Source organism: Polynucleobacter paneuropaeus (assembly GCF_003261235.1).
Taxonomy (GTDB): Bacteria; Pseudomonadota; Gammaproteobacteria; order Burkholderiales; family Burkholderiaceae; genus Polynucleobacter; species Polynucleobacter paneuropaeus.
This window is the reverse complement of sequence record NZ_CP030085.1, coordinates 146,476-171,015: the sequence shown is the minus strand read 5'-3', so window position 1 is coordinate 171,015 and position 24,540 is coordinate 146,476. Positions and strand designations below refer to the sequence as shown.

The window sequence follows — 24,540 nt, the reverse complement described above, 5'->3', positions numbered from 1 at the left end:
TTTTATTACAAATAGCATTGTTATCAGATCAAATCATGCCATAGTCGCCAAAGGACTCGACTAGGGATTTCACCAAGAAAAAAGCCCAGACTCTGTCTAGGCTTTCAATGTGACACAGATTAACTGGGATTAACTTAAGGCGCCGTGGCAATTCTTATATTTCTTACCACTGCCGCAACTGCAGGGATCATTACGGCCGATCTTGGGTCCAGTTCTCACTGGGGCGGGAATGATTTCAATTGCAGATCCCCGATCGCCAGTTGAACCTGCCACTTCCAGATCGGGATCAGCATGCTGATACTGCAAATCAGAAAGCTTGGCCAAATCATCATTCATAGATTCAGAGGCTTTATCTAACTCACTAGCACTCCGAATTTGCACCGTCATAATATTTTTGACGACATCATTCTTAATGACATTCAGTAATTCTCCATAAAGCTCGAAGGCTTCCCGGCGATATTCTTGCTTAGGATCTTTTTGGGCATAGCCGCGAAGATTAATCCCTTGACGTAAATGATCCAATGCAGCCAAATGTTCACGCCAGTGCACATCTAAACTGTAGAGCAATACTGAGCGCTCAAAACCCGCAAAAGAGGGGCGGCCAGACAAGGCAACTTTAGCATCGTAGGCTTCTTGGGCAGCCTGTAGCACGCGCTCAACAATTTCCTCCGCATCAACTGAATCCGCGGCTTCTACCCATTTTTGTAAATCAAGATTGAGGCCCCACTCATTCGCTAATATATTTTCCAGCCCAGGCAAATCCCACTGCTCTTCCATAGATTGCAGTGGAATATAAATAGCGCAGATATCGCGAACTACATCTTCACGTAAATTGGCGATAAGCTCACCAATATCACCACTCTCAAGTACTTCATTACGCAGACGGTAGGTTTCTTTACGCTGATCATTTGCCACATCGTCGTATTCAAGCAATTGCTTACGAATATCAAAGTTACGGCCTTCTACCTTGCGCTGAGCAGATTCGATGGAACGCGTGACCATACCTGCCTCAATGGGTTCACCATCAGGCATCTTGAGACGCTCCATCACTGCACGAAGACGATCGCCTGCAAAAATACGGAGTAATGGATCATCTAAGGATAGGTAAAAACGGGATGAACCTGGATCACCCTGACGTCCTGAACGCCCACGCAATTGATTATCAATGCGGCGACTTTCATGACGCTCTGTGCCAATAATATGCAAGCCACCAGCATTCAGAACTATCTCGTGCAGACTTTGCCACTCGTCTTGGAGCTTCTGAATCTTGCTCGCTTTTTCTTGGGCAGATAGGGAAGCATCTTCATTGATGAGAGCGGACTGCTTCTCAACATTACCGCCTAAGACGATGTCGGTGCCACGACCAGCCATATTGGTCGCAATCGTAATCATCTGCGGTCTACCGGCTTGCGCAATAATTTCAGCTTCTCGAGCGTGTTGCTTCGCATTCAAGACTTGATGCGGTAATTTCTTTTGATTGAGTAAATGAGAAATTAATTCAGAGTTCTCAATCGAGGTAGTACCAACCAATACTGGCTGACTGCGCGCATGGCAATCTAAGATATCTTTCACTACAGCGTCATAGCGCTCGCGTGAGGACTTAAAGATTTGATCTTGACGATCTTTACGTTGGCTAATCCGATTTGGTGGAATCACAACCGTCTCAAGGTTGTAGATCTCCTTGAACTCGTAGGCTTCGGTATCAGCGGTACCAGTCATACCGGCTAACTTGCCGTACATCCGGAAATAATTCTGGAAAGTAATGGTGGCTAATGTCTGATTCTCATTTTGAATCGCTACTTTTTCTTTAGCTTCTACTGCTTGATGCAAGCCCTCGCCCCAGCGACGGCCTTGCATTAAGCGACCGGTGAACTCATCAACAATAATCACTTCATTATTTTGCACAACGTACTGCTGATCACGATGGTAAAGAGTATGGGCGCGCAAGGCTGCATAGACATGATGCATTAAGGAAATATTTTGTGGCGCATACAAGGAATCGCCATCCGTCAGAGCGCCTAGCTCGACCAAAATGACTTCGGCCTTATCATGCCCCTGCTCTGTCAGATATACCTGATGCGACTTTTCATCAACCCAGTAATCGCCTGGTACTTCTACGCCAGTTCCATCGGCCTTTTCTTCACCAATCTGGCGCTCTAGGCGAGCTGGTAACGCATTCATCTTGATATATAAATCGGTGTGATCATCTGCTTGTCCAGAAATGATCAGGGGTGTTCTGGCCTCATCAATCAAGATCGAATCCACTTCGTCTACGATCGCATACGCTAAGCCACGCTGTACTTTTTGATCCAAATCTTGAACCATGTTGTCGCGCAGATAGTCAAACCCAAACTCGTTGTTAGTACCGTAAGTGATATCTGATGCATATGCTTTTTTCTTAGACTCATGATCCATCTGAGACAAGTTCACACCAACGGCCATGCCAAGAAAGTTGTACAGCTTTGACATCCACTCAGCATCACGCTGTGCCAAGTAATCATTAACAGTCACGACGTGCACACCCTTGCCGGTGAGCGCATTTAAATAAACTGGCAGGGTTGCAGTGAGGGTCTTACCCTCACCCGTTCCCATCTCCGCAATCTTGCCTTGATGTAAAGCGAGGCCACCAATCAATTGAGAGTCAAAGTGGCGCATTTTCATAATGCGGACGCTGGCCTCACGCACTACTGCAAAAGCTTCAGCCGCGATATCGTCAAGTGATTCGCCAGCACTTAAGCGCGCTTTGAATTCAGCGGTTTTAGCCTGAAGTGCAGCATCATCCAAAGACTGCATTGCTGGCTCAAATGCGCCAACCTTAGCAACGACTTTGCGATACTGTTTTAAGAGGCGGTCGTTACGACTGCCGACCAGGGTTTTAAGAAGACCGATTACCATGGGATATTGAAGAAAATTAAGCTATTGAGTTTATCACCCGAATACACTGATTTCATGAACCAAGCCCCTAAACCTCACTCGAAGAAACAAGCACTTGAGTGGCAGGACTATCTGAAAGACTCCCATGGTCTAGGGGGTATTTTGGCTAAAACCGAAGATATGGTCAAACTCAAATCTGCCTTGACTCAATGTCTAGATGAAGTGGATTTAGCAAACTTAAGCTCGAAAATAGAAGCTGGTTGGCGCTCTGGAGGGCAAAATGAGCTATTTTTGCTGGTTGGAAGCGCCAGCATTGCAAGCCGTTTGCAGCAGATTTTACCTAGCTTAATCAATGGCTTAGCCAAAAGAGGCTACCCCTGTAGCAACATCAAAGTGCGACTTAAACCCGCTACAACAGGCTGGGAAGTAAGACCTCGAGAAACTCAACAAACTCAAGCCCGAGGATTTAACTCCGTTGCCAGGGCGTCTTGGCAGAATTTACTGGAAAAGTTGCCTCAGGATTCAGAGCTACGAAAGGCAGTTGAGCGTTTGCTGGGTGGAAAATAATTTCGCCGACTCAGAAAAAGAGGGGCTGGCTTTCTTGAGAATAGGCAGTAGGGGCATTATTTTCTGCAAAAGTACTAATTTCGTAGACGCTTGGATCCTCTAGCAATTTACGCAATAAAGCATTGTTTAGGGCATGACCGGATTTCTCAGCCACATAAGCCCCAACAATCGGATGACCAATTAAATAAAGGTCACCAATCGCATCCAAAATCTTATGGCGCACAAACTCATCGTCATAGCGCAATTCTTCATTATTTAAGATTCGATGCTCATCCAACACAATCGCGTTGTCTAAACTACCGCCCCGAGCTAAGCCCATTTCTCTTAATGCTTCCACTTCGTGAGCAAATCCAAAAGTTCGTGCACGTCCGATTTCACTCCGATAAGCATGCTCAGCAAAATCGACTACAAAGCGCTGACCTGTTTTATCAACGGCAGGATGTTTAAAGTCGATCGTGAAATCCAACTTAAAGCCAAAGAATGGCTCCAGGCGCGCCAACTTATCACCCTCTCGTACTTCAACCGGTTTTTTGATCACTAGAAATTGACGGGGTGCTTCTTGCTCAGCAATACCAGCCGATTCAATTAAGAATAAGAAAGAGGCGGCACTACCATCCATGATGGGCACTTCTTCGCCATCAATTTCAATCAGCAAATTATCTAACCCCAAACCAGCACATGCAGACAGCAAATGCTCAACTGTAGAAACTTTAGTGCCATCTTTTTGAATGACTGAAGCTAGTCTGGTATCGCATACTGATAGTGCAGTTGCAGGAACTACTGCCTGCTCTGGGGTGTCGATACGTACGAACTGAATGCCTGTATTTACCGGCGCAGGCTTGATTATTAGGGTTGCCTTACGCCCCGAGTGCAAACCGATTCCAACGGTTTTTACTGGGGAGGCAATCGTACGCTGCTTCAACATCATTGTTATAAGAATTGGATTCGAATTAGAGCTGTTTTAGAACAGAAGCAGCATCGCTTACTTCGAACTTACCGGGCGCTTCTAGGTCTAATGTTTTTACTACACCATCTTGAACAATCATGGCATAGCGTTGCGAACGCACACCTAAACCACGTGCAATCAGGTCAAACTCCATGCCTAATTTTTTGGTGAACTCAGCACTACCGTCACCAAACATGCGAATTTTTTTGCCTACTTTTAAGTCTCGGCCCCAAGCACCCATTACAAATGGGTCATTAACCGAAATACACCAAATTTCATCAACACCTTTTGCCTTGAGAGCATCGTACTGCGCTAAATATCCTGGCACATGCTGAGCAGAACAGGTGGGTGTGAATGCACCTGGCAAAGCAAAAATCACAATCTTCTTACCAGCCGTAAGCTTTTCGACCTCGAAAGTATTTGGACCCATAGCACAACCTTCGGTAGCCTCATCAATAAACTCATACAGAGTGGCGTTTGGTAATTTTTGTCCAACTGCAATCATGAGATCTCCAAATTAATAGAAGTAGTGGTAAATGAGTATGCCAGCGCTAGCGCGGGATTCGTCGTCCGGAGGGGCGCCGCGCTGGCATTGCGCACTATCTATTGTATTGAGCAGTCAATTAGTCTGCTTGTTTACGTAAAAAGGCTGGAATCTCATAGAAATCCGTGCCTTTATCCAACATGGTTTTTGCTTGAGGTGAGCTATCAGCGCCTAAAGTTGGTGCTGGAGCAGCCTCACGCGAGTTTCTGAAAACCCGTGGCAGATCATATTGGCTGTAATCAACCCCTGCAGAAGCAGGCTGAATTGCAGGTGCAGACCCTGTCATTGGCATGGAAGCAGAAGTATTCATAGCGGAATCTAAGCCTGCCTTACTCATTGCCGCAGAAGGACTAGCAGGAGCAAAGCTATTTAAATCTGCCATGGTTGGCATAGCATCATGCGTGCCTGTTGCCTGTCTCCAAACCACTTCAGGTTGACTATTTTGACGTGCTTGAGGATTATTCAGACCAGTCGCAACTACAGTTACTCGAAGTGCATCACCCAAGCTATCGTCATATACCGTACCGAAAATCACAGTAGCGTCATCCGCAGCATAGCCACGAATCGCAGCCATCACTTCGCGTGTCTCTGACAACTTCAATGAACGGCTAGCAGTAATGTTAACCAAGACACCGCGGGCACCAGATAAATCAACACCTTCGAGTAATGGCGAAGCAACTGCAGCTTCCGCAGCCAAACGCGCACGATCCATTCCAGAAACTGTTGCAGTACCCATCATGGCCTTACCTTGCTCACCCATCACGGTTTTCACGTCTTCAAAGTCAACGTTAATCAAACCTTGAACATTAATGATCTCAGCAATACCAGATACCGCGTTATGTAATACATCATCAGCACAAGCAAAGGCTTTATCAAACTCAGCATCTTCACCCATCACTTCGAATAATTTCTCATTCAAAACAACAATCAGTGAGTCAACGTAATTTTCTAATTCACTTGCCCCATTCTCAGCAACCTTCAAGCGCTTCACGCCCTCAAAGTCAAATGGCTTACTGATAACACCAACCGTCAAGATGCCCATTTCTTTTGCAACTTGCGCAACCACTGGGGCAGCACCAGTGCCTGTACCACCACCCATACCAGCGGTGATGAATACCATGTGTGCGCCTTGCAATACATCAGCGATACGAGCACGGGCTTCTTCAGCAGAGGCCGCACCGATTTCTGGCTTGGCACCAGCTCCCAGACCGCTAGAGCCTAGTTGCAAATTCACAGATGCTTCAGAACGCTGTAACGCGCCAGCATCGGTGTTCATGCAAATAAACTCTACGCCATCTACACCGCGACGAATCATATGCTGGACAGCATTGCCACCAGCCCCACCGACTCCAACCACCTTAATGATAGTTTTCCCGGCTGTTTCTTGATCTAACATTTCAAATTCCATATACCCTCCTAGGTAGAAAACGTACTACATTGACGACGACGAAAAACAACTTAAAAATTTCCTGCAAACCATTCCTTCATACGCGACACCACACTTTGTAGTGCGCCTGATTGAGAAACCCGACGACCGCGCAATAGCTGAGCCTGCCCTTCCATCAGCAAACCAATGCTGGTAGCAAAACGAGGGCTTCTTAGAACTTCATGAAGATGGCCACGGTATTCAGGGGTGCCTACTCGAGCGGGACGTAAAAATACTTGCTCGGCAAGCTCAACCATGCCTGGCATCAAGGCTGTGCCTCCAGTCAATACAATTCCTGAAGAGACCATATCTTCGTAGCCAGACTCGCGAACGACACCGCGAACCAATGTGAAAAGCTCTTCAACCCGAGGCTCAATGACAGCTGCTAAAGCCTGCTTAGACATCGGCCGTGGATCTCTATCGCCAACACCTGGTACATCAATCATTGCAGCTGGGTCAGCCATATCTTGACGAGCAATACCATATTGAATCTTCAAATCCTCTGCATCGATGGTTGGTGTACGAAGCGCCATCGCAATGTCATTGGTAATTTGATCACCTGCAATTGGAATCACTGCAGTATGACGAATCGAGCCCTGGCAATAAATTGCAATATCAGTAGTGCCGCCGCCAATATCCACCAAAACAACGCCTAACTCTTTTTCATCCTCGGTAAGTACCGCCAAACTAGAAGCTAGAGGTTGCAAAATCAAATCATTGACTTCCAGACCACAGCGGCGTACACACTTCACAATATTTTGGGCAGCACTAACGGCGCCTGTCACGATATGAACCTTGACCTCGAGACGCAGACCACTCATGCCAATGGGCTCGCGTACGTCCTCTTGGCCATCGATGATGAATTCTTGAACTAGGATGTGCAGAATTTGTTGGTCGGTTGGAATATTAATAGCCTTAGCAGTTTCTAGAACACGCTCCACATCCCCTTCGCTCACTTCCTTGTCACGAATGGCTACCATGCCGCTCGAGTTAAAACTAATAATGTGATTTCCAGCGATACCGGTGAAGACTTGCGCGATCTGACGATCTGCCATCACTTCAGCCTCTTCTAGCGCCTTCTGAATTGACTGTATGGTTGCCTCGATATTAACAACGACACCTTTTTTTAATCCCTTGGAAACGGTTTGACCTACTCCAACTACATTGAACTGACCATCAGGTGCGAGTTCAGCGACCAAGGCAACCACCTTAGATGTACCAATATCTAACCCAACCAATAAATCGCGATTGTCCTTACTCATTCGGATTCCTCATAAATATGCTCATTGCTTTGACTCACTTTTTTTTCCATTAAGGTCACTTGTCTTGATGTTGACTGAAGCTAAGTGCACCGCAAAACCATTGGCATAACGAAGATCGATTGCATCCACCCGATTCGCCCATTTATCTTGAACTTGTGGCCAATATTTAAAGAGGCGGGCAACTCGCTCCTCAGTTAAGTTCTTATCTGAGCTTTCTTCGTCGCGCCCAAATTCCACTTTCATCCCGTTGGATAACTTCACATGCCACGCATATCGATCCGATAAAGTAAGTGAACTAATTTCTGTGTTCCAAGGTTTAAACCAAGCATTAGCTTTCTCATAAAGACGCATAACTTCTTGGCCAGCATCACTTGGGCCTCGGAATTCAATTAAATGGGTATCGTCTGGAACCTCTGAAACCCGCCCACTAAATATTTCTCCATGGGTGTTCATGAGCTGTTGACTATCGGCCCCGCCCCAGGTACCAAAAGCCTTCTGCTCTTCAATACTGATTACCAATCCATTAGGCCAAATGCGACGGACATTGGCATGGCGTACCCAGGGCATAGACTCAAAACCCTTCTTTACATTCTCTAGCTTGACACTGAAGAAATTTCCTTGAACTGTCTCCAGCACTTCTTGCCTCACAACGGCTTTATTAATATGTTTCAAAGTTTGACCTGCAACAGGCTCAATCTGAACCTGTCTCAGAGCAAACACTGGGCGCTGACTTAGCCAAACCAAAATACTAATCACCAGCATGACTAGGAAACATCGCGTCAACAAACGGCTTACCTTTTGCATTCTCTCTGGGTAATTCCAGATTGGAGACATAGCAAAAGCAAAGAGATTGCCAAACTGTTGCAGTAAGCGACTCATGTTCTTAAGCCTCCAGCCTGTTTCAGTGTCTGACTTAATATCCACACTACTAAATCGGCATACTCAACACCAGCAGCCTTTGCAGCCATCGGCACCAGCGAGTGCGAGGTCATGCCTGGGGATGTATTCATTTCCAATAAGTAGGGCTTACCCGTTTTCTGATCGATCATCACATCGGCGCGACCCCAAGTTCGGCATCCAAGTGCTTTATAAGCAGCAAGCGCTAAAGACTGAACAGCAGCATTTACCTCTTCAGGAAGACCTGTTGGACATAAATACTGTGTTTCATCTGAAAAATACTTATGATGAAAATCATAATTAGCATCTGGCGGAATAATTTTGATCACTGGCAGGGCTTCTGCGCTAGCACCCTCCCCAACCAATGGGCAAGTCAGCTCATCACCAATGATGCAAGTCTCAGCAATGATCTTGGTATCAATTTTGGCTGCCAAGTCATAAGCTGCTGGTAGCCCACTAACAGACTTCACCTTAGTTAATCCCAAAGATGAGCCTTCGTGTGCAGGCTTCACAATCAGGGGTAAGCCTAATTTTTTTGCAACTGCATCCCAATCGCTATTGGCAGTCAATTCAACAAATACTGGTGTGGCTAGTCCATTGCTGAGCCATACTTGTTTGGTAACAATTTTGTCGATAGATAGAGCGGAGGCCAGAACACCACTACCTGTATACGGAATATTTAAAAGCTCAAGTAAGCCTTGAATAGTTCCATCCTCACCATATCTTCCGTGCAAAGAGATAAAAACACGATCAAATTTTTCTTGCACTAACTCAGCAGGTGAGCGCAGACTAGGATCAAAAGGATGCGCATCTATCCCTTTTGAATGCAGCGCTTCTAAGACTCCGCCGCCCGACATTAACGAAATTTCCCGCTCGCCGGAACGGCCGCCTAGCAATACGCCAACTCGACCTAAAGTCTTAATATCAAGTTTGGCTAATTCACTGTGAACGCGTTTACCCCATTGACTATGCATGCTTGGCCTCTGCTAAGTCATGCGACAAATTGGAAATAGAACCAGCGCCCATCGTAATCAGGACATCCCCATCACGCAAAAGGCCATTGAGTTTTTCAGGCATCTCAGCAATGCTGCTGGCAAATGCAGTCTCTTTTGGATTGAGAGAAGCGCTCTTAGCGCTAGCCTCTGTAACCACTGCCTTTAATAAGCTCTTACCATCTGCCCCCGGAATCTTAGCCTCGCCTGCTGGATAGACTTCAGTTAACACGAGTGCATCAAAGTTTTTCAATACTTGGACAAACTCACCGAAGCAATCTCGAGTTCTAGTAAATCGGTGTGGCTGAAAAGCCAGTACTAAACGACGATCAGGATAAGCCCCCCTTGCCGCCGATAAAGTCGCTGCCATTTCAACTGGGTGATGGCCATAATCATCAATCAAGGTAAAGCTACCGCCACTGGCAAGCGGAATTTCTCCATAGCGTTGGAAGCGTCGACCCACGCCACTAAATTCAGATAATGCTTTGACAATCGCTTGATCACTCACACCCAATTCTGTTGCAATACCAATCGCTGCTAAGGCATTTCTAACATTGTGTAGACCTGGTAGGTTTAAAGAAATCTGGAGCGGGCCAGGCTTATTGCCGTGTCTTCTCACTGTTCTACGTTCTACAGTAAAACGCATTGATGTTCCCTCTGCACGTACATCAGTTGCACGAATATCGGCATCATCCGACAAGCCGTAACGCAAAACTGGTTGAGAAACAAAAGGGATAATGTCGCGAACATTGACATCATCAATGCAAAGTACCGCTACACCATAGAATGGCATACGCTGAATAAATTGCACAAACGCCTGTTTCAGGCGAGCCATATCGTGTTGGTAAGTATCCATGTGATCAGCATCGATATTGGTGACCACTTCCATGGCTGGAAAGAGCTGTAAGAAAGAAGCATCAGACTCATCTGCTTCAACCACAATAAAGTCGCCCTGACCTAAGCGCGCATTCGCGCCAGCAGAATTTAATTTACCCCCAATCACAAAGGTAGGATCTAAGCCTCCTTCTGCGAGAACCGATGCTACCAAACTGGTAGTAGTTGTTTTGCCGTGTGTTCCTGCAATCGCGATGCCTTGTTTCAGACGCATTAACTCGCCTAGCATCACAGCACGCTGAATCACCGGAATTTTTGCTGCACGTGCGGCCAACACTTCGGGATTATTACCAGCCACCGCGGTCGAGATCACAACTGCTTCTGCTGTCCCAATATTCTTAGGATCATGTCCAATGTGAATGACTGCGCCTAATGCCTTCAAGCGCTGAGTTGTTGCATTCTCTACCAAGTCAGAACCCGAGACTTGGTAGCCTAAATTCAGAAGTACTTCAGCAATGCCACTCATTCCAGCACCGCCTATACCAATGAAGTGAATTTGCTGCACGATATGCTTCATAGAGATACTCCCGCTGCTTCTGCACATACCTGCGCAACGCGTGCAGTAGCCTGTGGTTTTGCTAATGCCTGGGCATGCTCTGCCATCTTTAATAAAGCATCACGACTAAAACCCTGAATCATTTGAGCCAAGTCATCAGCATTGAGTTGCGTCTGTGGCAATAAGATTGCTGCCTTAGCATCAGCCAAGAAGCGTGCATTAGCAGTCTGGTGATCATCGATGGCAAATGGGAAAGGAACTAAACAAGAGGCCACTCCTGCCGCAGCCAATTCTGAAATCGTCATTGCACCTGAGCGGCAGATAACAAGATCTGCATTGGCATAAGCAGTGGGCATGTCGTCAATAAAACTGCGGATATCAGCCTGTACTCCCAGGCTTGTATATAACTGTTCAAGATCTTTAAGATGTTTCTCGCCCGCTTGATGTATCACCTTTGGCCTGTTAGCTAAAGGTATTAGGGCTAAGGCCGCTGGAACCACTTGATTCAGGGCTGCTGCGCCCAAGCTGCCACCAACTACCAAAATAGATAACGAGCCTTGACGTGTACTGTAGCGTTCTGCAGGAGCAGCAAGTTGATCAAACTCTTGGCGTATGGGATTACCCACCCACTCAGCATCAAGCATCGTGTTCGGAAAACCCGTCAAGGTTTTTTTTGCAATCTTTGCTAGAGCACGATTTGCACTACCAGGTACCGAGTTGGATTCATGCAAAACCAATGCTCGTCTTAACAATGCGGATACTATACCGCCTGGGAAAGTAATATAACCACCCATGCCCAACACAACATTAGGTTTGAGGCGACGCATAATTTTGATACTCTGCAGACTTGCTCTCACTAAATTGATTGGCAACATCAATTTGGCTTTAAGTCCTTTACCACGCAGACCACCAAAATCTACCGACTCAAATGGAATCTTCGCAGCATTGACCAAGCGATACTCCATACCGTTTTGATTGCCTAGCCAAGACACTTGCCAACCACGGGCTCTCAGGTACTCAGCAACGGCCAAGCCCGGGAAGATATGTCCGCCCGTGCCACCAGCCATCACCAAGATTGAGGGTTGTGTCACAGCTTCCCCCCACGCATCAGAATTCGGTTTTCGTAATCGATGCGAAGTAGCATGGCTATGGCAATCGCATTCATTAAAATACCTGAGCCACCATAACTCACCAAGGGAAGCGTTAAACCTTTAGTTGGGAGTAGACCTAAGTTAACGCCCATATTGATAAAGGCTTGCCAACCAATCCAAATACCCACTCCCTTAGCAGCTAAACCTGCAAAGCTGCGATCCAACTGTAGTGCGGTACGGCCAATCATGAATGAGCGGCGCACTACCCAGTAAAACAAGAAGATCATCACGAGTACACCAACAAAGCCGAGCTCTTCACCAATCACCGCCAAAATAAAATCAGTGTGTGCTTCAGGAAGGTAATGCAGTTTTTCGACACTACCACCTAAGCCGGTGCCAAACCATTCGCCACGACCGAAGGCCATTAGAGAGTGAGTGAGCTGATAGCCCTTATTAGCAGCGTTATCCACCTGCCATGGATCCATAAAAGCCAGAATGCGTCCACGACGGAATGGTGACAGTGCAATAATGGTAGAGGCGCTTGCAATCCCAACTAGGACCAGGCCTCCAAATAATTTGGCATTGATTCCACCAAGGAAAAGAATGCCAAAAGCAATCAGGGCGACCACAATAAATGCGCCCATATCGGGTTCAAGCATTAACAGTGCGCCAACCAGAGCAACTGCAATACCCATAGGTAGCATGCCTTTAATGAAGGTATGTAAATGCTCCTGTCGTTGAACGGTATAGGTTGCCGCAAAAATTACCGTAGCAAACTTCATGAGTTCAGATGGCTGAAAGTTCATCACCCCCAGCGAAATCCAACGCTTTGCTCCATTCACACCCTTGCCAAGACCAGGAATCAGAACGGCTATTAATAGCAATAGCGTTACACCAAAAATAATGGGTGAATAACGATCCCAAACCTTGCTTGGAATCTTAAATGTCCAAATGCCTACCCCTAAGGCGATTACCAAAGAAATTAAATGCCGAATCAAAAAGTGATTGCTACTATAGTTTGAGTATTTTGGCCCATCAGCCAAAGTAATTGATGCTGAGTACACCATCACCAAACCAATCAGAGTAAGCGAGAGTACAGCCCACACTAGTAATTGGTCATACTCCATCATGCGGGAGCGGGTCTGCTCAACCCCTGATACCGCATCTCTTAAGCCACTTCGGAAATTATCGATTCCGCCACGAGAAAAGTTCCAGAAGCGATCGAGCCCTAAGCGATTATCAGGAAATAACTTATCTTTTAAGCTCATATATGAACACCATCGATCTGCATACCTAATTCAGTCACTTCAGATGCAAAAGCATCTGCACGGGCAATGTAATCCTTGAACTGATCAAAACTAGCACATGCTGGAGATAGCAAAACAATATCGCCAGATTGGGCTTGATGAGCAGCTTGTTGTACTGCATTAGCTAGTGTTTCACTGATAGTGCAAGAGACCTCACTACCAAGCGCATCTGCAAGTGACTTTGCATCTTTGCCAATTAAGAAAGCACCTTTGATAAAGCGTAGTGCAGGTTCACGTAAAGGTGAAAAGTCCTGGCCTTTGCCATCGCCACCCGCTATTAACCAAATTCTCTTTCTAGACTCGTTATTAGCTAGTCCATTCAATGCTGCTACTGTGGCACCAACATTAGTCCCTTTGCTGTCATCGACATACTCAACGTCAGCAACAATGCCAATACTCTGTACTCGATGAGGCTCACCCTCGTAATCCCGCAAACCATGCAACAGTAGACTCATTGGCAAACCTGCCGAACGGGCTAAAGCCAAGGCAGCTAGCGCGTTGAGCGCATTATGACGACCCCGAATTTTCAGAGCATCGGCTGGGATTAAACGCTTGAGTCGCAATTCTTCTTCATCAGGAGTCACTGTTTTACGACGACGCTTAGGTTTTGGCTCTTGATTCTCATCAACCTCAGCCCATACCAACCAATCAATTCCGCCAGCACGCAAATCACGCTCGATACCAAATGCACCCTGCTCATCTGGACGACCAGCACCAAAGGTCACGATAGATCTATTGAGTTTTTCATCTTCAGAAAGCAAATTGAAGGCAAGAGGATCGTCCCGATTCAAGATGCAAATAGAATCTGGTCCAAAAATTCGTGCCTTTGCATTGGCGTAAGACTGCATATCACCATGCCAGTCCAAGTGATCTTGTGTGATGTTAAGAACTGTTGCAGCGGTCGCATTCAGACTATCCGTAAATAGCAACTGAAAACTTGAGAGCTCTAATACCCATATATCGGGCATATCGCTGAACTGGTCAGCTTCGTTTAAGCACATCTCGAGCTTATCGAGTGCTGCAGGACTAATGTTTCCAGCGACTGCTACCTTCTTACCGGCCCGTTCACAGAGTTGGCCCGTTAACGCTGTCGTAGTGGTTTTGCCGTTCGTTCCGGTAATAACTAGCACCACAGGAGTATTAGCGACTCCTTCTTGCATGAGTGTCAATGCTGCAATCGCACGAGCAAAAAACTCGATCTCGCTCCACACTTCAACATTGTCTTGCCGTGCAGTAGCTATGAATGATTGGATCGGTTCTTGAGTCGGTGACAAACCGGGACTGATGCCAATAACATCTATTTCTTTTAGTAAGTTATTAGTCAAAGGACCCCATTGGACATCCTTCAAGCCTGCCTGCTCAAGCTCAGCTAACCAAGTTTTTTGCTTATCAGAAAATTTCTGAGAATCACGCGTATCAGCAAGGCGAACTTTTGCTCCATTGCGCAAACACCATTTAGCCATTGCTATCCCAGACTCACCTAAGCCCAGAATTAGAAAATGACTTGGTGATTTAGTCACTTCACTACTTATCACTTTAGGATTGGCAAAAGGATTTGGAATATTCAACATATTTTTTGGCTCACCGTAATTTCAGGCTAGATAAGCCAACTAAAACTAATAGGATGGTAATAATCCAAAAACGGACTACTACTTGCGTTTCTTTCCAGCCGCCTAATTCAAAGTGATGATGCAGTGGCGCCATCCTAAAAATACGACGACCTTCGCCATATCTTTTCTTGGTGTACTTGAACCAAAATACTTGAAGCATTACTGAAAATGTTTCTGCGACAAAAATACCGCCCATCACAAACAGCACAATCTCTTGACGGACAATCACTGCAATTGTTCCTAAAGCGCCACCTAGGGCGAGCGCACCAACATCACCCATGAATACTTGTGCGGGATGGGTGTTGTACCAAAGGAAAGCCAAGCCAGCGCCACCCATAGCACCGCAGAAAATCATTAACTCGCCAGCGCCAGGTATATAGGGGAAAAGTAAATATTTTGCGTAGATCGCATTACCCATCACATAGGCAAATGCACCTAATGCTGCCCCCACCAGAATCACCGGCATGATTACCAATCCATCGAGACCATCTGTGAGGTTGACGGCGTTACTACTACCGACGATCACAAAATAGCTCAAAATAATGAAGCCCATCATGCCTAAGGGATAGCTCACCTCTTTTATGAATGGCAATAACAAGTTTGTTTTCGCTGGTAGATCGAGTGCAAAACCACTTTGAAGCCAATCCAGGAATAGCTGAAGTACTTTGAGGTTATTAATTTCCGACACTGAGAATGCCAAATAAATTGCGGCAAATAATCCAATGACAGTCTGCCAAAAGAATTTTTCTCTCGAACTCATCCCATTGGGATCTTTACGGGCCACCTTACGGTAATCATCAACCCAGCCTACTACGCCAAATCCAAAAGTCACAATCATCACAATCCAGATAAATCGATTCGTTAGATCTGCCCACAAGATGCAGGAAATAAAGATTCCTAACAAAATTAAAACACCACCCATTGTGGGGGTACCTGTCTTGGCTAAATGACTTTGTGGTCCATCATTTCTAACAGATTGACCCATCTTTAAGGCTATCAATTTACGAATCACCCAGGGTCCCGAAACCAAACCAATTAATAGGGCTGTTAAAGTGGCCATCACAGCGCGGAAAGTGATGTAATTAAAGACCCGTAAAAATCCAAAGTCTTCTTGCAGCCATTGCGCCAAAATTAAGAGCATGTATTAGCCCCTTCTTGCATAGCTTGTACCACTCGCTCCATTTTCATAAAACGGGAGCCCTTAATCAAAATATGCATTTTTTCCGATACTGCCAAATTTTTGTCTTTCAAACTACTAGCCAGACTTGCATTCAATGCCTCTATTTCAGCGAAGTGCTGAGCGCTAGAATCTAAGTGGAGTTTTTGCTTAGTCTCATTAAAGCCCTGCACTGCTAATTGACACTGCTCACCGATTGCAAACAACTGGTCAACCCCTTGCTCAGCAGCATAGGCTCCCACTTCATGATGAAATGCTGGGCCCTGGTCTCCGACCTCACCCATATCACCCAAAACTAACCATGACACTCCGTTAGCTTGCTTTAAAGCATCAATTGCTGCACGGACAGAATCTGGATTGGCGTTATAACTATCATCAATTAAGGTGCAGTGATTACCTAGTGGGCTGGCTTGCATACGTCCCTTAACAGGGGTAAAAGCTTCTAAGCCTTTTTGAATATTTTCGAGACTGAGATTGGCTCCCAAAGCAACCGCTGCTGCTGCAAGCGCATTACTTACATTGTGAAGTCCTAAAGTTTTCAGCTGTACTTCAACAGAACCATTTGCAGTATTGATTTGTAAACTTCCATTTTCCTTTAGAACCCCTGAAACACTAGCCGGACTGGAGAGTGCAAAGTCAATGACCTTACGATTACCCGCTGCATTTTTCCAGAGTGAGGAGAATTCAGAATCAGCTGGGTATACCGCAATACCGTCTAATGGCAATGCTTTCAATGCATCAGCATGTTCTTGAGCTACCGCTCCAACACTAGTCATAAACTCTTGGTGCTCTCGCTGGGCATTATTAATGAGTGCGATATTAGGCTGAGCAATCGCCGCTAACTGTGCAGTCTCACCGGGATGATTCATACCCAGCTCAATGACTGCCAAACGATCAGATGGACGCAGACGCAATAAGGTTAAAGGCAAACCAATGTCATTATTAAGATTTCCTTTAGTTACTAAAGTAGCTGCCTCACCTACTGCGCTTCTAAATATCGAAGCGATCATTTCTTTGACAGTGGTCTTGCCATTGCTACCAGTCACTAGTGCAAGCGCAATGGGGTGCCTCCCTCTCCAGGCCTTAGCCAGCTGGCCAAGTCCCACTCTCGTATCGGCGACACATACAGCCGCTAAGTGATCAGGACAGTTGCTGGGATTGGCAATCATGGCAGCACTTGCAGCAGAACTTCCGATCTCACCAAGAAAATGATGCGCATCAAAACGCTCGCCACTCAAAGCGACAAATAATTCACCTGATTGTATTTTTCGACTATCACTACCGATTCCAGAAATACTTACTGCCCGAGATTTCTCTAAAGAAATATTCAATAATTGGCTGCCGGGGAGCATTTGATGAATTTCTGCAAGATTGGTCATCGTCAGCATTAGATCGCTCCTCCTGCTGCCAAGAGGATATGCTCTTGATCTGAGAAATCAAATTTTTTACCATTGATTTCTTGCGTAGATTCATGACCCTTGCCGGCGACTAAAACAATGTCTGCTTCTGTTGCATGGCGCACAGCAGCCATAATTGCTGCAGCCCGATCGACAATGATTTGTGCTTGTTTGGTCTGCGTAGTCATTCCAGAGTTGATCATGGCGATGATTTCATTTGGATCTTCTGATCTGGGGTTATCGCTGGTAATAATTACTTCATCAGAAAATTGCTCTGCAACCCTTCCCATCTGAGGTCGTTTACCAACATCACGATCGCCACCACAACCAAATACGCACCAGAGCCTCCCCTGACGTTCATCAGCAATAGGCCGCAAGGTTTTTAGAACTTTTTCTAAGGCATCCGGTGTATGCGCATAATCAACAATTACTAATGGCCCAGTTTTATTGGAATGAATTAACTCCATGCGACCGATGACGGGCTTTAAGTGACTAACTCGCTTACTAGCTTCTGAGATTGTTAAACCTTGACTTAACAAGACTCCCCAGACTGCCAAACAATTACTGACATTAAATTCACCAATGACGGGAATATGTAGCTTTTCAGACCCCTTACCTTCGTAAATGAATGAGGCATCATAGCCATTTCCGGCTAACACTAAATCTTTTGCATACAGTTGATGCAAGCGATCACCAAATTTTTCAAAGCCCTGAAAAGCGCTCTGCTCTAATGCATAGCCCCAAACTTTTACGACATTCTTCGCAAGTGCCTGCATTGCAAGCTCTCTTCCAAAGGGATCGTCCATATTCAAAACGACATCCTTGAGGGCGCTCTGATTAAATAACTTTGCTTTTGCTTGAGCATACTCAGTCATATTGGCGTGGTAGTCCAAATGATCTTGCGTCAAATTACTAAATACTGCGCAGCTAATATCTAATCCCGCAATTCGGCCTTGATCTAAAGCATGAGAGGAAACTTCGATAGCCAATTGTTTTGCGCCTTGGTCACGCAACTCACTTATCTGAGTCTGTAGTGTCGGGGCATCCGGGGTGGTATACCCCGTCTGAATTAAGGAGCCTGACAATCCTGCTCCTAGCGTACCAATCACTGCAGCGCGCTGAGAAGGGGTATCTAGCGCCTGAGCAATCCACTGGGTAATGCTCGTCTTTCCATTGGTACCAGTAACCCCAATCACATTCAGATCGCGGCTAGGATTGCCATACCACTGTGCACTTAAAAATCCGGCGTGTTTTGCTAAATTCTCAACTGCAAAGCACTGAGGATGATCTTCAAATTGATCATTCAGATTGATCGGATCATAAACAACTGCCTTTGCACCACTTTCAAGAGCTGCGGCAATAAATAGCCGACCATCTCGCAATGCTTTGCCATGACCAACGGGATAGGCAAAAAAGATATCGCCAAGTTTGATTTGTCGACTATCACTTCTAATCTTGGCGGCAGGTGCTACCAATTTTTGTAAATGCTCAATCAAGTGATTGGGTTCTATATGCACTGCCACCCTCATCTTTTCAAAACCACTTGCTGAGTCTTAAGTCCTGTCACTGGATTCTCTACAGGGCGCTTTACTTCATCAGAGACCATCTGCTTGATATTGGCATCAGGTAAGACATTCAGGGTTCGCAAGGTTTCACTCACAATAGTTGAGAACACAGGAGCTGCAACATCGCCACCATAGTGACTTCCGCCAGTAGGTTCATCGATCATTACCGCCACCACGATCCGAGGCGTGCTGATGGGGGCAATTCCTGCGAAATAAGCTCGATAAGAATTACCGTAGCCTTTACCGACCAGTTTATGTGCCGTACCTGTTTTGCCACCAACCCGATAACCATCCGCCTGGGCTTTTACTGCTGTGCCGCCAGGCTCAGTTACAGTTTCGAGCATGCTGCGCATCTCAATTGCGGTTTTTGCAGAAATTACTCTTACGCCCGATTTAACTTCTGAACTACGCTGAATCGTCAATGGCACCAGTTCACCATCCCGCGCAAAAATGGTGTATGCACGAGCAACTTGAAATAGCGATGCAGAAATCCCGTAACCAAATGCAATACGTGCCTGGTCAGATGCGCCCCATTTTTGATAAGGATGTAATGTTCCAGATACAGCACCAGGAAAACCAATCTTTGGGGCTTGGCCAAAGCCCACAGCCGAATACATATTCCACATCTCTTCGGGCGAGAGATTATTCATTGCAATTTTGGCTGTACCAATATTGCTCGACTTTTGGATCACTTGTGAAACTGTCAGATTTCCATAGGGATGGATATCGGTAATCGGTTTAGGGCCGATCAAGTAACTCGCACCGATCACCATATTCGTATTAGGAGTAATAGCACCCTTCTCTAATGCGGTAGAGATTGTGAAGGGCTTCATTGTTGAACCGGGCTCAAAAGTATCCGTTAACACTCGATTACGCAATTGTTCCCCAGTCAAATTGCGACGATTATTCGGGTTATAACTTGGATAATTCGCTAAGGCTAAGATCTCGCCAGTTTGTGTATCCAAAACTACTGCCCCACCAGCTTTAGCGTGATGCTCTTCAACCGCATTCTTAACAGCGTTATAGGCAAGGTACTGAATCTTGCTATCAATGGACAACTGCAAATCTTTACCATTTTGTGGCTCTTGTTCAATTGCCACATCCTCAACGATACGACCTAAGCGATCGACCACAACTCGACGCTGACCAGGACGGGCAGCCAATTCTTTTTCATGGGAGAGCTCCATGCCTTCTTGGCCGCGATCTTCCACATTAGTGAAACCCACAACGTGTGCCATCGCTTCACCCTCTGGGTAAAAGCGACGGTATTCATTATTCAAACCAATTCCAGGAATTTCTAATTGTTTAATTTGCTGAGCCACTGCGGGATCAACTTGTCTCTTCAAAAAGACCTGCTTACGCTCTTCTTTGAGTTTTCTTCGTAAATCCGCTTCATTCATTTGCAAAAGACTTGCAAGCTGATGAAGCTTTTCTGCCGATAAATCATCAGGCACAGTGTCGTTGTAGGCAATTACTGATTTCGCTTCAAGACTCGTTGCGATCACATTACCATTTCGGTCCAAAATCTTTCCGCGACTCGCTGGTAATTCGAGCTCACGCTGGGTTCCCCGCACGGCTTTTGCTTCATAAAAGGCGTTACCTGGGCCCTGAATCCAGAATGCCCTTAATAGCAGGAGCATGAAAACAAAGAACAACAGGAACAGCATCAAGCGTGACCGCCACATTGGCAGACGCAAGACTAAATTTGGAGTAGTTGAAAAACCAACCGGTCTCATTTGCTCTCCTTAATGTACAAAGTACGCTCAGGAGAAATAGGTGACATGTGTAGCTGATTACGAGCTGTGTCACGAATGCGGGAAGATTTTGAAAGGTTGCGTTGTTCATATTCCAAGCGCAACCAATCTTGATTTAATCGACGCTCTTCATTTTGCACTTGCTCGGTTGCAACGAATAATTTACGTGCTCGCTGTTGTGCAGCCACAAGTGACAATGCGCAAATCAATAAAAGAGCTAACAAAGTAAAGGTGGCGCGGTTCAAGCTAACGCTCCCATTCTTTTTTCCGCTACTCGCATGATGGCTGAGCGTGCACGAGGATTTTCTTCGAGCTCTTCCTTGCTCGGACGAACGCGTCCAATGATTTCTAGAGCACTTTGTGGCAAGTCTTTTTCTCTTACAGGCAAACCGCGAGGCACTTCAACTTTGGCATGGGCTTGCAAGAATTGCTTGACGATTCGATCTTCAAGCGAATGAAAGCTAATCACCACTAAGCGTCCACCCGGCTTTAGCAAACTTAAGGCCGCCTTTAGGCCCTGCTCGAGATCTTCTAGCTCCCGATTAATAAAAATTCGTAACGCTTGAAAAGTGCGTGTTGCAGGATCCTGGCCTGGCTCACGAGTACGAACCACGCTAGCAACTAAATTTGCGAGTTGCAAAGTTGTTTTAGGAGATAGGCCCTCCTCTCGCTTAGCAACAATGGCTTTAGCGATTTGTGATGCGAAGCGTTCCTCCCCGTAAGCCTTAATCACTTTAGTGATTTCCTCCTGCGGTGCCTGCTCTAACCACTCTGCTGCTGTGATTCCCTGATCGGTATTCATTCGCATATCGAGTGGACCATCCCGTCGAAATGAAAATCCACGATGTGCTTCGTCCACTTGCGGCGAACTGATTCCAAGGTCTAACAAAATTCCATCGATCGATTCTGGCTCTGCGTACTGATTCATCTGTGCAAAGCTGCTGTGAATGATCGAGAAACGCGGATCGATTATTTTTTTCGCTACTGCAATCGCATCCAAATCCTTGTCGAATGCAATCAATCGCGCATTTGAGTCGAGCTTGCTGAGTAATAGTTGTGAATGACCACCTCGCCCAAAAGTCCCGTCGATCATGACAATTTTGTGTACTTGATCTTGAAGAAGTGGCGCATCGATTAAAGCGGTCACCGCCTCGGCCAGTAGTACTGGGCGATGTATATTGTTCATGGCACTCAATCATTAAAAATTAAATTGCTTGAGTGCTTCAGGCATACCTTGTGCAATGGCAGCCTGCTCTTTTGCGGTATAGCTTGCCGCATCCCACAATTCGAGGTGACTTCCCATTCCGAGAAGCATCACTTCTTTTTCGATACCTGCTGCTGAACGTAATTCTGGACTCACCAAAATTCTGCCGGCACTATCCAGCTCAACATCTGCAGCGCTACCTAAAAATATTCTGCGCCACCAATGCGCGTCCATCGGTAACTGAGCAACTCGGGCACGAAAGGTTTCCCACTCGGGTCTTGGGAACAGCAGTAAACAGCCGTCGGGGTGCTTGGTAAGCGTCACTCTGCCCTCGCCCTGAACCAACAAGGCGTCGCGATGCTTGGCCGGCACAGACATGCGACCCTTTGCATCCAAATTGAGAGCTGAAGCACCTTGAAACACTATTTTCCCCACTTTTTCACACTTCCTCCCACTTTAGAGGATGAAATACCGAGGGTCAAGTGTTTTAGGGGGTTTTTTTAGGAAATTCTCTAGTGTTTACAAACACTTAGCGTTGTCTGTTCATAAAATACTGAGAATAAAATATCTCTTTTAAACAATAACTTGGAAAATATACTTAAGAGTAGGTCTTAGCTATATGGCTAAATATGACATCAATATACTGTTTTTAATCACAGTGTATTTATTTTTTTATATTAAAAATAATCGCGACTTAGATTTTGTAGGCAGTGCTCGTCATTAACTTTGAGCTTGCTTCCATTAACTTCTGAATCACTGGGGGCAAAACGACTCCGCCAGCATCGATTGCATCTTTTCCATGCTCGATTTCATCAAGACGCATTTGCTTAACAATCGTACGAGATTGTTGATCGTTTTCAGGCAAGGTTTCTAAATGACTTTGGAGATGATTCTCAACTTGTTTTTCAGTTTCAGCAACAAAACCTAAGCTCCATTGATCGCCCGCTAAGCCTGCTAGTAAGCCGATTGCGAAGGATCCTGCATACCAAAATGGATTGAGATAACTGGTATGTGAGCCTAACTCTTTCACACGTGTTTCACACCAAGCGAGATGGTCCATCTCCTCTTGTGCGGAGTGATTGAGCATCTCCTGAATTTGAGGATCTCGTGCTAATAATTTTTGCGATTGGTAAAGCGCTTGAGCACAAACTTCGCCCACGTGATTTACGCGCATTAAACCTGCAGCGTGTGTACGCTCCGCTTCACTTAAAGAGATTTTTCCATGATCTTCATTTATTGGAATCGAGCGTCGAGAATGGGCTCCGCCCGAGATCGATTTCAGGGCAGTATCAAACTCAATAATCAGGCGATCCGACAAAAACATGGGCAAAAATCCTAGACCTGAACCTCGGCTTTGCAGCTCGACTTGGTCTTAAGGCCCAACTCTTTCAGAAGAGCGAGGTCTTTTTCTGCCTCAGGGTTACCGGTAGTGAGTAGTTGCTCACCATAGAAAATCGAGTTCGCTCCAGCCTGAAAACACATTGCCTGAACAGCTCTGCCAAGCTCTTGACGACCAGCAGATAAACGCACCCTGGCACGGGGCATTGTGATCCGGGCGACCGCGATAGTTCGGACAAATTCCAGGGGATCTAAAGGCTCTTGGTCGGCCAAAGGTGTTCCAGCAACCGGTACCAAATGATTAATCGGAACAGATTCTGGATAAGGCTGAAGATTTGCAAGACGAGCAATAAAAGCGGCTCTTTGCTGACGTGACTCACCCATGCCCACAATGCCGCCACAACAGACTGACATCCCTGCAGCACGCACATGATCTAGTGTGTCGAGGCGATCTTGGTAGTCTCTAGTAGTGATGACGGAACGATAAAAATCCTCACTGGTATCGAGATTGTGGTTATAAAAATCAAGGCCTGCTTCCTGCAAAGCCTTTGCCTGCTTGGCCTCCAGCATGCCCAGGGTTGCGCAGGTTTCTAAGCCAAGCGCCTTCACACCCTTGATCATGGCAGTGACTTTTTCAATATCCCGGTCTTTTGGTTCACGCCAAGCTGCGCCCATACAAAACCGATTGGAGCCCGCTGCTTTAGCCGCCTTTGCTGCCTCCAAAACTTCATCTAAGTCCATCAACTTATTGGCCTTGATATCAGTGTGGTAACGAGCGGCTTGGGGGCAGTAGCCACAATCCTCAGGACATCCACCAGTCTTGATTGATAAGAGGGTGGCTAATTCGACATCACCCTCTGGGAAGTTGTGGCGGTGTGTCTCTTGCGCCTTAAACATCAACTCATTGAAAGGGAGGGCAAAAAGTGCCTCGATTTGGGCAACGGTCCAGCTCGCTCCAATATCTAGCTCCTTAATGAGCTGATCTTGTGATTTGATCTGAGTCAGGGGCTTTTCGAGCGTTTGCGAGTCCAGCATAGTGAATTTCCAGAAAATGACCTATTCAAACCTCAAACATAACAGATACAGGCCTGAATTAGGGAAAACTAGTGGTCAAATATCAAAGATGAATACGCATTTGATTGACGAGCAGAATTTAACAGATTCAAAAAACTGGGTTGACAGGAGTTTGGCTGCGGTTT

The 24,540-nt window shown here is 46.0% G+C and carries 21 protein-coding genes; 1 reads left to right on the top strand and 20 read right to left on the bottom strand.

Translation table 11 applies throughout. From position 1 onward, the window contains the following. Nucleotides 1–129 precede the first annotated feature (129 nt). Nucleotides 130–2,895 carry a preprotein translocase subunit SecA gene (secA, locus tag Pas1_RS00955; RefSeq protein ID WP_112294223.1) on the bottom strand — a complete coding sequence of 922 codons (2,766 nt, stop codon included), beginning with the start codon at nucleotides 2,893–2,895 and terminating at the stop codon, nucleotides 130–132. Between the two features lie 54 nt (nucleotides 2,896–2,949). On the opposite strand from secA, the gene Pas1_RS00950 reads away from it, so the two are divergent. Further along, nucleotides 2,950–3,441 (top strand): hypothetical protein, encoded by a 492-nt coding sequence (locus tag Pas1_RS00950; protein WP_112202830.1) that lies wholly within the window; start codon nucleotides 2,950–2,952, stop codon nucleotides 3,439–3,441. A gap of 10 nt (nucleotides 3,442–3,451) precedes the next feature. Here the strand turns inward: Pas1_RS00950 and lpxC are convergent, their stop codons facing one another. The 19 genes from lpxC to bioB form a co-directional block, all read right to left on the bottom strand. Further along, nucleotides 3,452–4,366, bottom strand: coding sequence for a UDP-3-O-acyl-N-acetylglucosamine deacetylase (lpxC, locus tag Pas1_RS00945; RefSeq protein WP_112208754.1), 915 nt, complete (start codon nucleotides 4,364–4,366; stop codon nucleotides 3,452–3,454). A gap of 25 nt (nucleotides 4,367–4,391) precedes the next feature. Beyond that, nucleotides 4,392–4,892 (bottom strand): peroxiredoxin, encoded by a 501-nt coding sequence (locus Pas1_RS00940; RefSeq protein ID WP_112237079.1) that lies wholly within the window; start codon nucleotides 4,890–4,892, stop codon nucleotides 4,392–4,394. A 118-nt stretch (nucleotides 4,893–5,010) separates the two neighbouring features. Beyond that, complete coding sequence (gene ftsZ / locus Pas1_RS00935; RefSeq protein ID WP_112202824.1) at nucleotides 5,011–6,339, bottom strand: cell division protein FtsZ; 1,329 nt, start codon at nucleotides 6,337–6,339, stop codon at nucleotides 5,011–5,013. Between the two features lie 50 nt (nucleotides 6,340–6,389). Then, nucleotides 6,390–7,619, bottom strand: a complete 1,230-nt coding sequence (ftsA, locus tag Pas1_RS00930; protein ID WP_112294222.1) for a cell division protein FtsA — start codon at nucleotides 7,617–7,619, stop codon at nucleotides 6,390–6,392. 21 nt (nucleotides 7,620–7,640) lie between these two features. Beyond that, the gene (locus Pas1_RS00925; protein ID WP_112294221.1) at nucleotides 7,641–8,498 is read right to left on the bottom strand and encodes a cell division protein FtsQ/DivIB; all 858 of its coding nucleotides are present in this window, start codon (nucleotides 8,496–8,498) and stop codon (nucleotides 7,641–7,643) included. After that, entirely contained in the window at nucleotides 8,495–9,490 is a 996-nt protein-coding gene (locus Pas1_RS00920; protein ID WP_112202818.1) for a D-alanine--D-alanine ligase, read from the bottom strand. The genes Pas1_RS00925 and Pas1_RS00920 overlap by 4 nt, the downstream gene beginning before the upstream one ends. Beyond that, on the bottom strand, nucleotides 9,483–10,919 hold the full coding sequence (murC, locus tag Pas1_RS00915) for a UDP-N-acetylmuramate--L-alanine ligase (protein ID WP_112202816.1): 1,437 nt from the start codon (nucleotides 10,917–10,919) through the stop codon (nucleotides 9,483–9,485). Before murC ends, Pas1_RS00920 begins: the two co-directional genes overlap by 8 nt. After that, on the bottom strand, nucleotides 10,916–11,965 hold the full coding sequence (gene murG, locus Pas1_RS00910; RefSeq protein WP_112295135.1) for an undecaprenyldiphospho-muramoylpentapeptide beta-N-acetylglucosaminyltransferase: 1,050 nt from the start codon (nucleotides 11,963–11,965) through the stop codon (nucleotides 10,916–10,918). Before murG ends, murC begins: the two co-directional genes overlap by 4 nt. Before the next feature lie 20 nt (nucleotides 11,966–11,985). Next, the gene (gene ftsW, locus Pas1_RS00905; RefSeq protein WP_112208751.1) at nucleotides 11,986–13,257 is read right to left on the bottom strand and encodes a putative lipid II flippase FtsW; all 1,272 of its coding nucleotides are present in this window, start codon (nucleotides 13,255–13,257) and stop codon (nucleotides 11,986–11,988) included. After that, the gene (gene murD, locus Pas1_RS00900) at nucleotides 13,254–14,867 is read right to left on the bottom strand and encodes a UDP-N-acetylmuramoyl-L-alanine--D-glutamate ligase (protein ID WP_112294220.1); all 1,614 of its coding nucleotides are present in this window, start codon (nucleotides 14,865–14,867) and stop codon (nucleotides 13,254–13,256) included. The genes ftsW and murD overlap by 4 nt, the downstream gene beginning before the upstream one ends. A 10-nt stretch (nucleotides 14,868–14,877) precedes the next feature. After that, nucleotides 14,878–16,047 (bottom strand): phospho-N-acetylmuramoyl-pentapeptide-transferase, encoded by a 1,170-nt coding sequence (mraY, locus tag Pas1_RS00895; protein WP_112202812.1) that lies wholly within the window; start codon nucleotides 16,045–16,047, stop codon nucleotides 14,878–14,880. Then, the gene (locus Pas1_RS00890) at nucleotides 16,038–17,468 is read right to left on the bottom strand and encodes a UDP-N-acetylmuramoyl-tripeptide--D-alanyl-D-alanine ligase (RefSeq protein WP_404824872.1); all 1,431 of its coding nucleotides are present in this window, start codon (nucleotides 17,466–17,468) and stop codon (nucleotides 16,038–16,040) included. The genes mraY and Pas1_RS00890 overlap by 10 nt, the downstream gene beginning before the upstream one ends. A gap of 2 nt (nucleotides 17,469–17,470) precedes the next feature. Then, nucleotides 17,471–19,009, bottom strand: coding sequence for a UDP-N-acetylmuramoyl-L-alanyl-D-glutamate--2,6-diaminopimelate ligase (locus Pas1_RS00885; RefSeq protein ID WP_112294218.1), 1,539 nt, complete (start codon nucleotides 19,007–19,009; stop codon nucleotides 17,471–17,473). After that, complete coding sequence (locus Pas1_RS00880; protein WP_112294217.1) at nucleotides 19,006–20,781, bottom strand: peptidoglycan D,D-transpeptidase FtsI family protein; 1,776 nt, start codon at nucleotides 20,779–20,781, stop codon at nucleotides 19,006–19,008. The genes Pas1_RS00885 and Pas1_RS00880 overlap by 4 nt, the downstream gene beginning before the upstream one ends. Then, nucleotides 20,778–21,044 (bottom strand): cell division protein FtsL, encoded by a 267-nt coding sequence (ftsL, locus tag Pas1_RS00875; protein ID WP_112202804.1) that lies wholly within the window; start codon nucleotides 21,042–21,044, stop codon nucleotides 20,778–20,780. Before ftsL ends, Pas1_RS00880 begins: the two co-directional genes overlap by 4 nt. Next, nucleotides 21,041–21,985, bottom strand: a complete 945-nt coding sequence (rsmH, locus tag Pas1_RS00870) for a 16S rRNA (cytosine(1402)-N(4))-methyltransferase RsmH (RefSeq protein ID WP_112202802.1) — start codon at nucleotides 21,983–21,985, stop codon at nucleotides 21,041–21,043. The genes ftsL and rsmH overlap by 4 nt, the downstream gene beginning before the upstream one ends. Nucleotides 21,986–21,997: 12 nt before the next feature. Next, complete coding sequence (mraZ, locus tag Pas1_RS00865) at nucleotides 21,998–22,426, bottom strand: division/cell wall cluster transcriptional repressor MraZ (RefSeq protein ID WP_112237066.1); 429 nt, start codon at nucleotides 22,424–22,426, stop codon at nucleotides 21,998–22,000. A 271-nt stretch (nucleotides 22,427–22,697) separates the two neighbouring features. After that, nucleotides 22,698–23,327: a 2-polyprenyl-3-methyl-6-methoxy-1,4-benzoquinone monooxygenase gene (gene coq7, locus Pas1_RS00860; RefSeq protein ID WP_112294216.1), complete on the bottom strand. Its 630-nt coding sequence runs from the start codon at nucleotides 23,325–23,327 to the stop codon at nucleotides 22,698–22,700. A gap of 11 nt (nucleotides 23,328–23,338) precedes the next feature. Next, on the bottom strand, nucleotides 23,339–24,376 hold the full coding sequence (gene bioB / locus Pas1_RS00855) for a biotin synthase BioB (RefSeq protein WP_112294215.1): 1,038 nt from the start codon (nucleotides 24,374–24,376) through the stop codon (nucleotides 23,339–23,341). Nucleotides 24,377–24,540 lie beyond the last annotated feature (164 nt).

What these genes read in the sequence shown, in the direction of transcription:
- secA (WP_112294223.1), bottom strand. Translation starts at nt 2,895, where the DNA reads ATGGTAATCGGTCTTCTTAAAACCCTGGTCGGCAGTCGTAACGACCGC.
- Pas1_RS00950 (WP_112202830.1), top strand. Translation starts at nt 2,950, where the DNA reads ATGAACCAAGCCCCTAAACCTCACTCGAAGAAACAAGCACTTGAGTGG.
- lpxC (WP_112208754.1), bottom strand. Translation starts at nt 4,366, where the DNA reads ATGTTGAAGCAGCGTACGATTGCCTCCCCAGTAAAAACCGTTGGAATC.
- Pas1_RS00940 (WP_112237079.1), bottom strand. Translation starts at nt 4,892, where the DNA reads ATGATTGCAGTTGGACAAAAATTACCAAACGCCACTCTGTATGAGTTT.
- ftsZ (WP_112202824.1), bottom strand. Translation starts at nt 6,339, where the DNA reads ATGGAATTTGAAATGTTAGATCAAGAAACAGCCGGGAAAACTATCATT.
- ftsA (WP_112294222.1), bottom strand. Translation starts at nt 7,619, where the DNA reads ATGAGTAAGGACAATCGCGATTTATTGGTTGGGTTAGATATTGGTACA.
- Pas1_RS00925 (WP_112294221.1), bottom strand. Translation starts at nt 8,498, where the DNA reads ATGAGTCGCTTACTGCAACAGTTTGGCAATCTCTTTGCTTTTGCTATG.
- Pas1_RS00920 (WP_112202818.1), bottom strand. Translation starts at nt 9,490, where the DNA reads ATGCATAGTCAATGGGGTAAACGCGTTCACAGTGAATTAGCCAAACTT.
- murC (WP_112202816.1), bottom strand. Translation starts at nt 10,919, where the DNA reads ATGAAGCATATCGTGCAGCAAATTCACTTCATTGGTATAGGCGGTGCT.
- murG (WP_112295135.1), bottom strand. Translation starts at nt 11,965, where the DNA reads ATGGCTGGTGGCACGGGCGGACATATCTTCCCGGGCTTGGCCGTTGCT.
- ftsW (WP_112208751.1), bottom strand. Translation starts at nt 13,257, where the DNA reads ATGAGCTTAAAAGATAAGTTATTTCCTGATAATCGCTTAGGGCTCGAT.
- murD (WP_112294220.1), bottom strand. Translation starts at nt 14,867, where the DNA reads ATGTTGAATATTCCAAATCCTTTTGCCAATCCTAAAGTGATAAGTAGT.
- mraY (WP_112202812.1), bottom strand. Translation starts at nt 16,047, where the DNA reads ATGCTCTTAATTTTGGCGCAATGGCTGCAAGAAGACTTTGGATTTTTA.
- Pas1_RS00885 (WP_112294218.1), bottom strand. Translation starts at nt 19,009, where the DNA reads ATGAGGGTGGCAGTGCATATAGAACCCAATCACTTGATTGAGCATTTA.
- Pas1_RS00880 (WP_112294217.1), bottom strand. Translation starts at nt 20,781, where the DNA reads ATGAGACCGGTTGGTTTTTCAACTACTCCAAATTTAGTCTTGCGTCTG.
- rsmH (WP_112202802.1), bottom strand. Translation starts at nt 21,985, where the DNA reads ATGAACAATATACATCGCCCAGTACTACTGGCCGAGGCGGTGACCGCT.
- coq7 (WP_112294216.1), bottom strand. Translation starts at nt 23,327, where the DNA reads ATGTTTTTGTCGGATCGCCTGATTATTGAGTTTGATACTGCCCTGAAA.
- bioB (WP_112294215.1), bottom strand. Translation starts at nt 24,376, where the DNA reads ATGCTGGACTCGCAAACGCTCGAAAAGCCCCTGACTCAGATCAAATCA.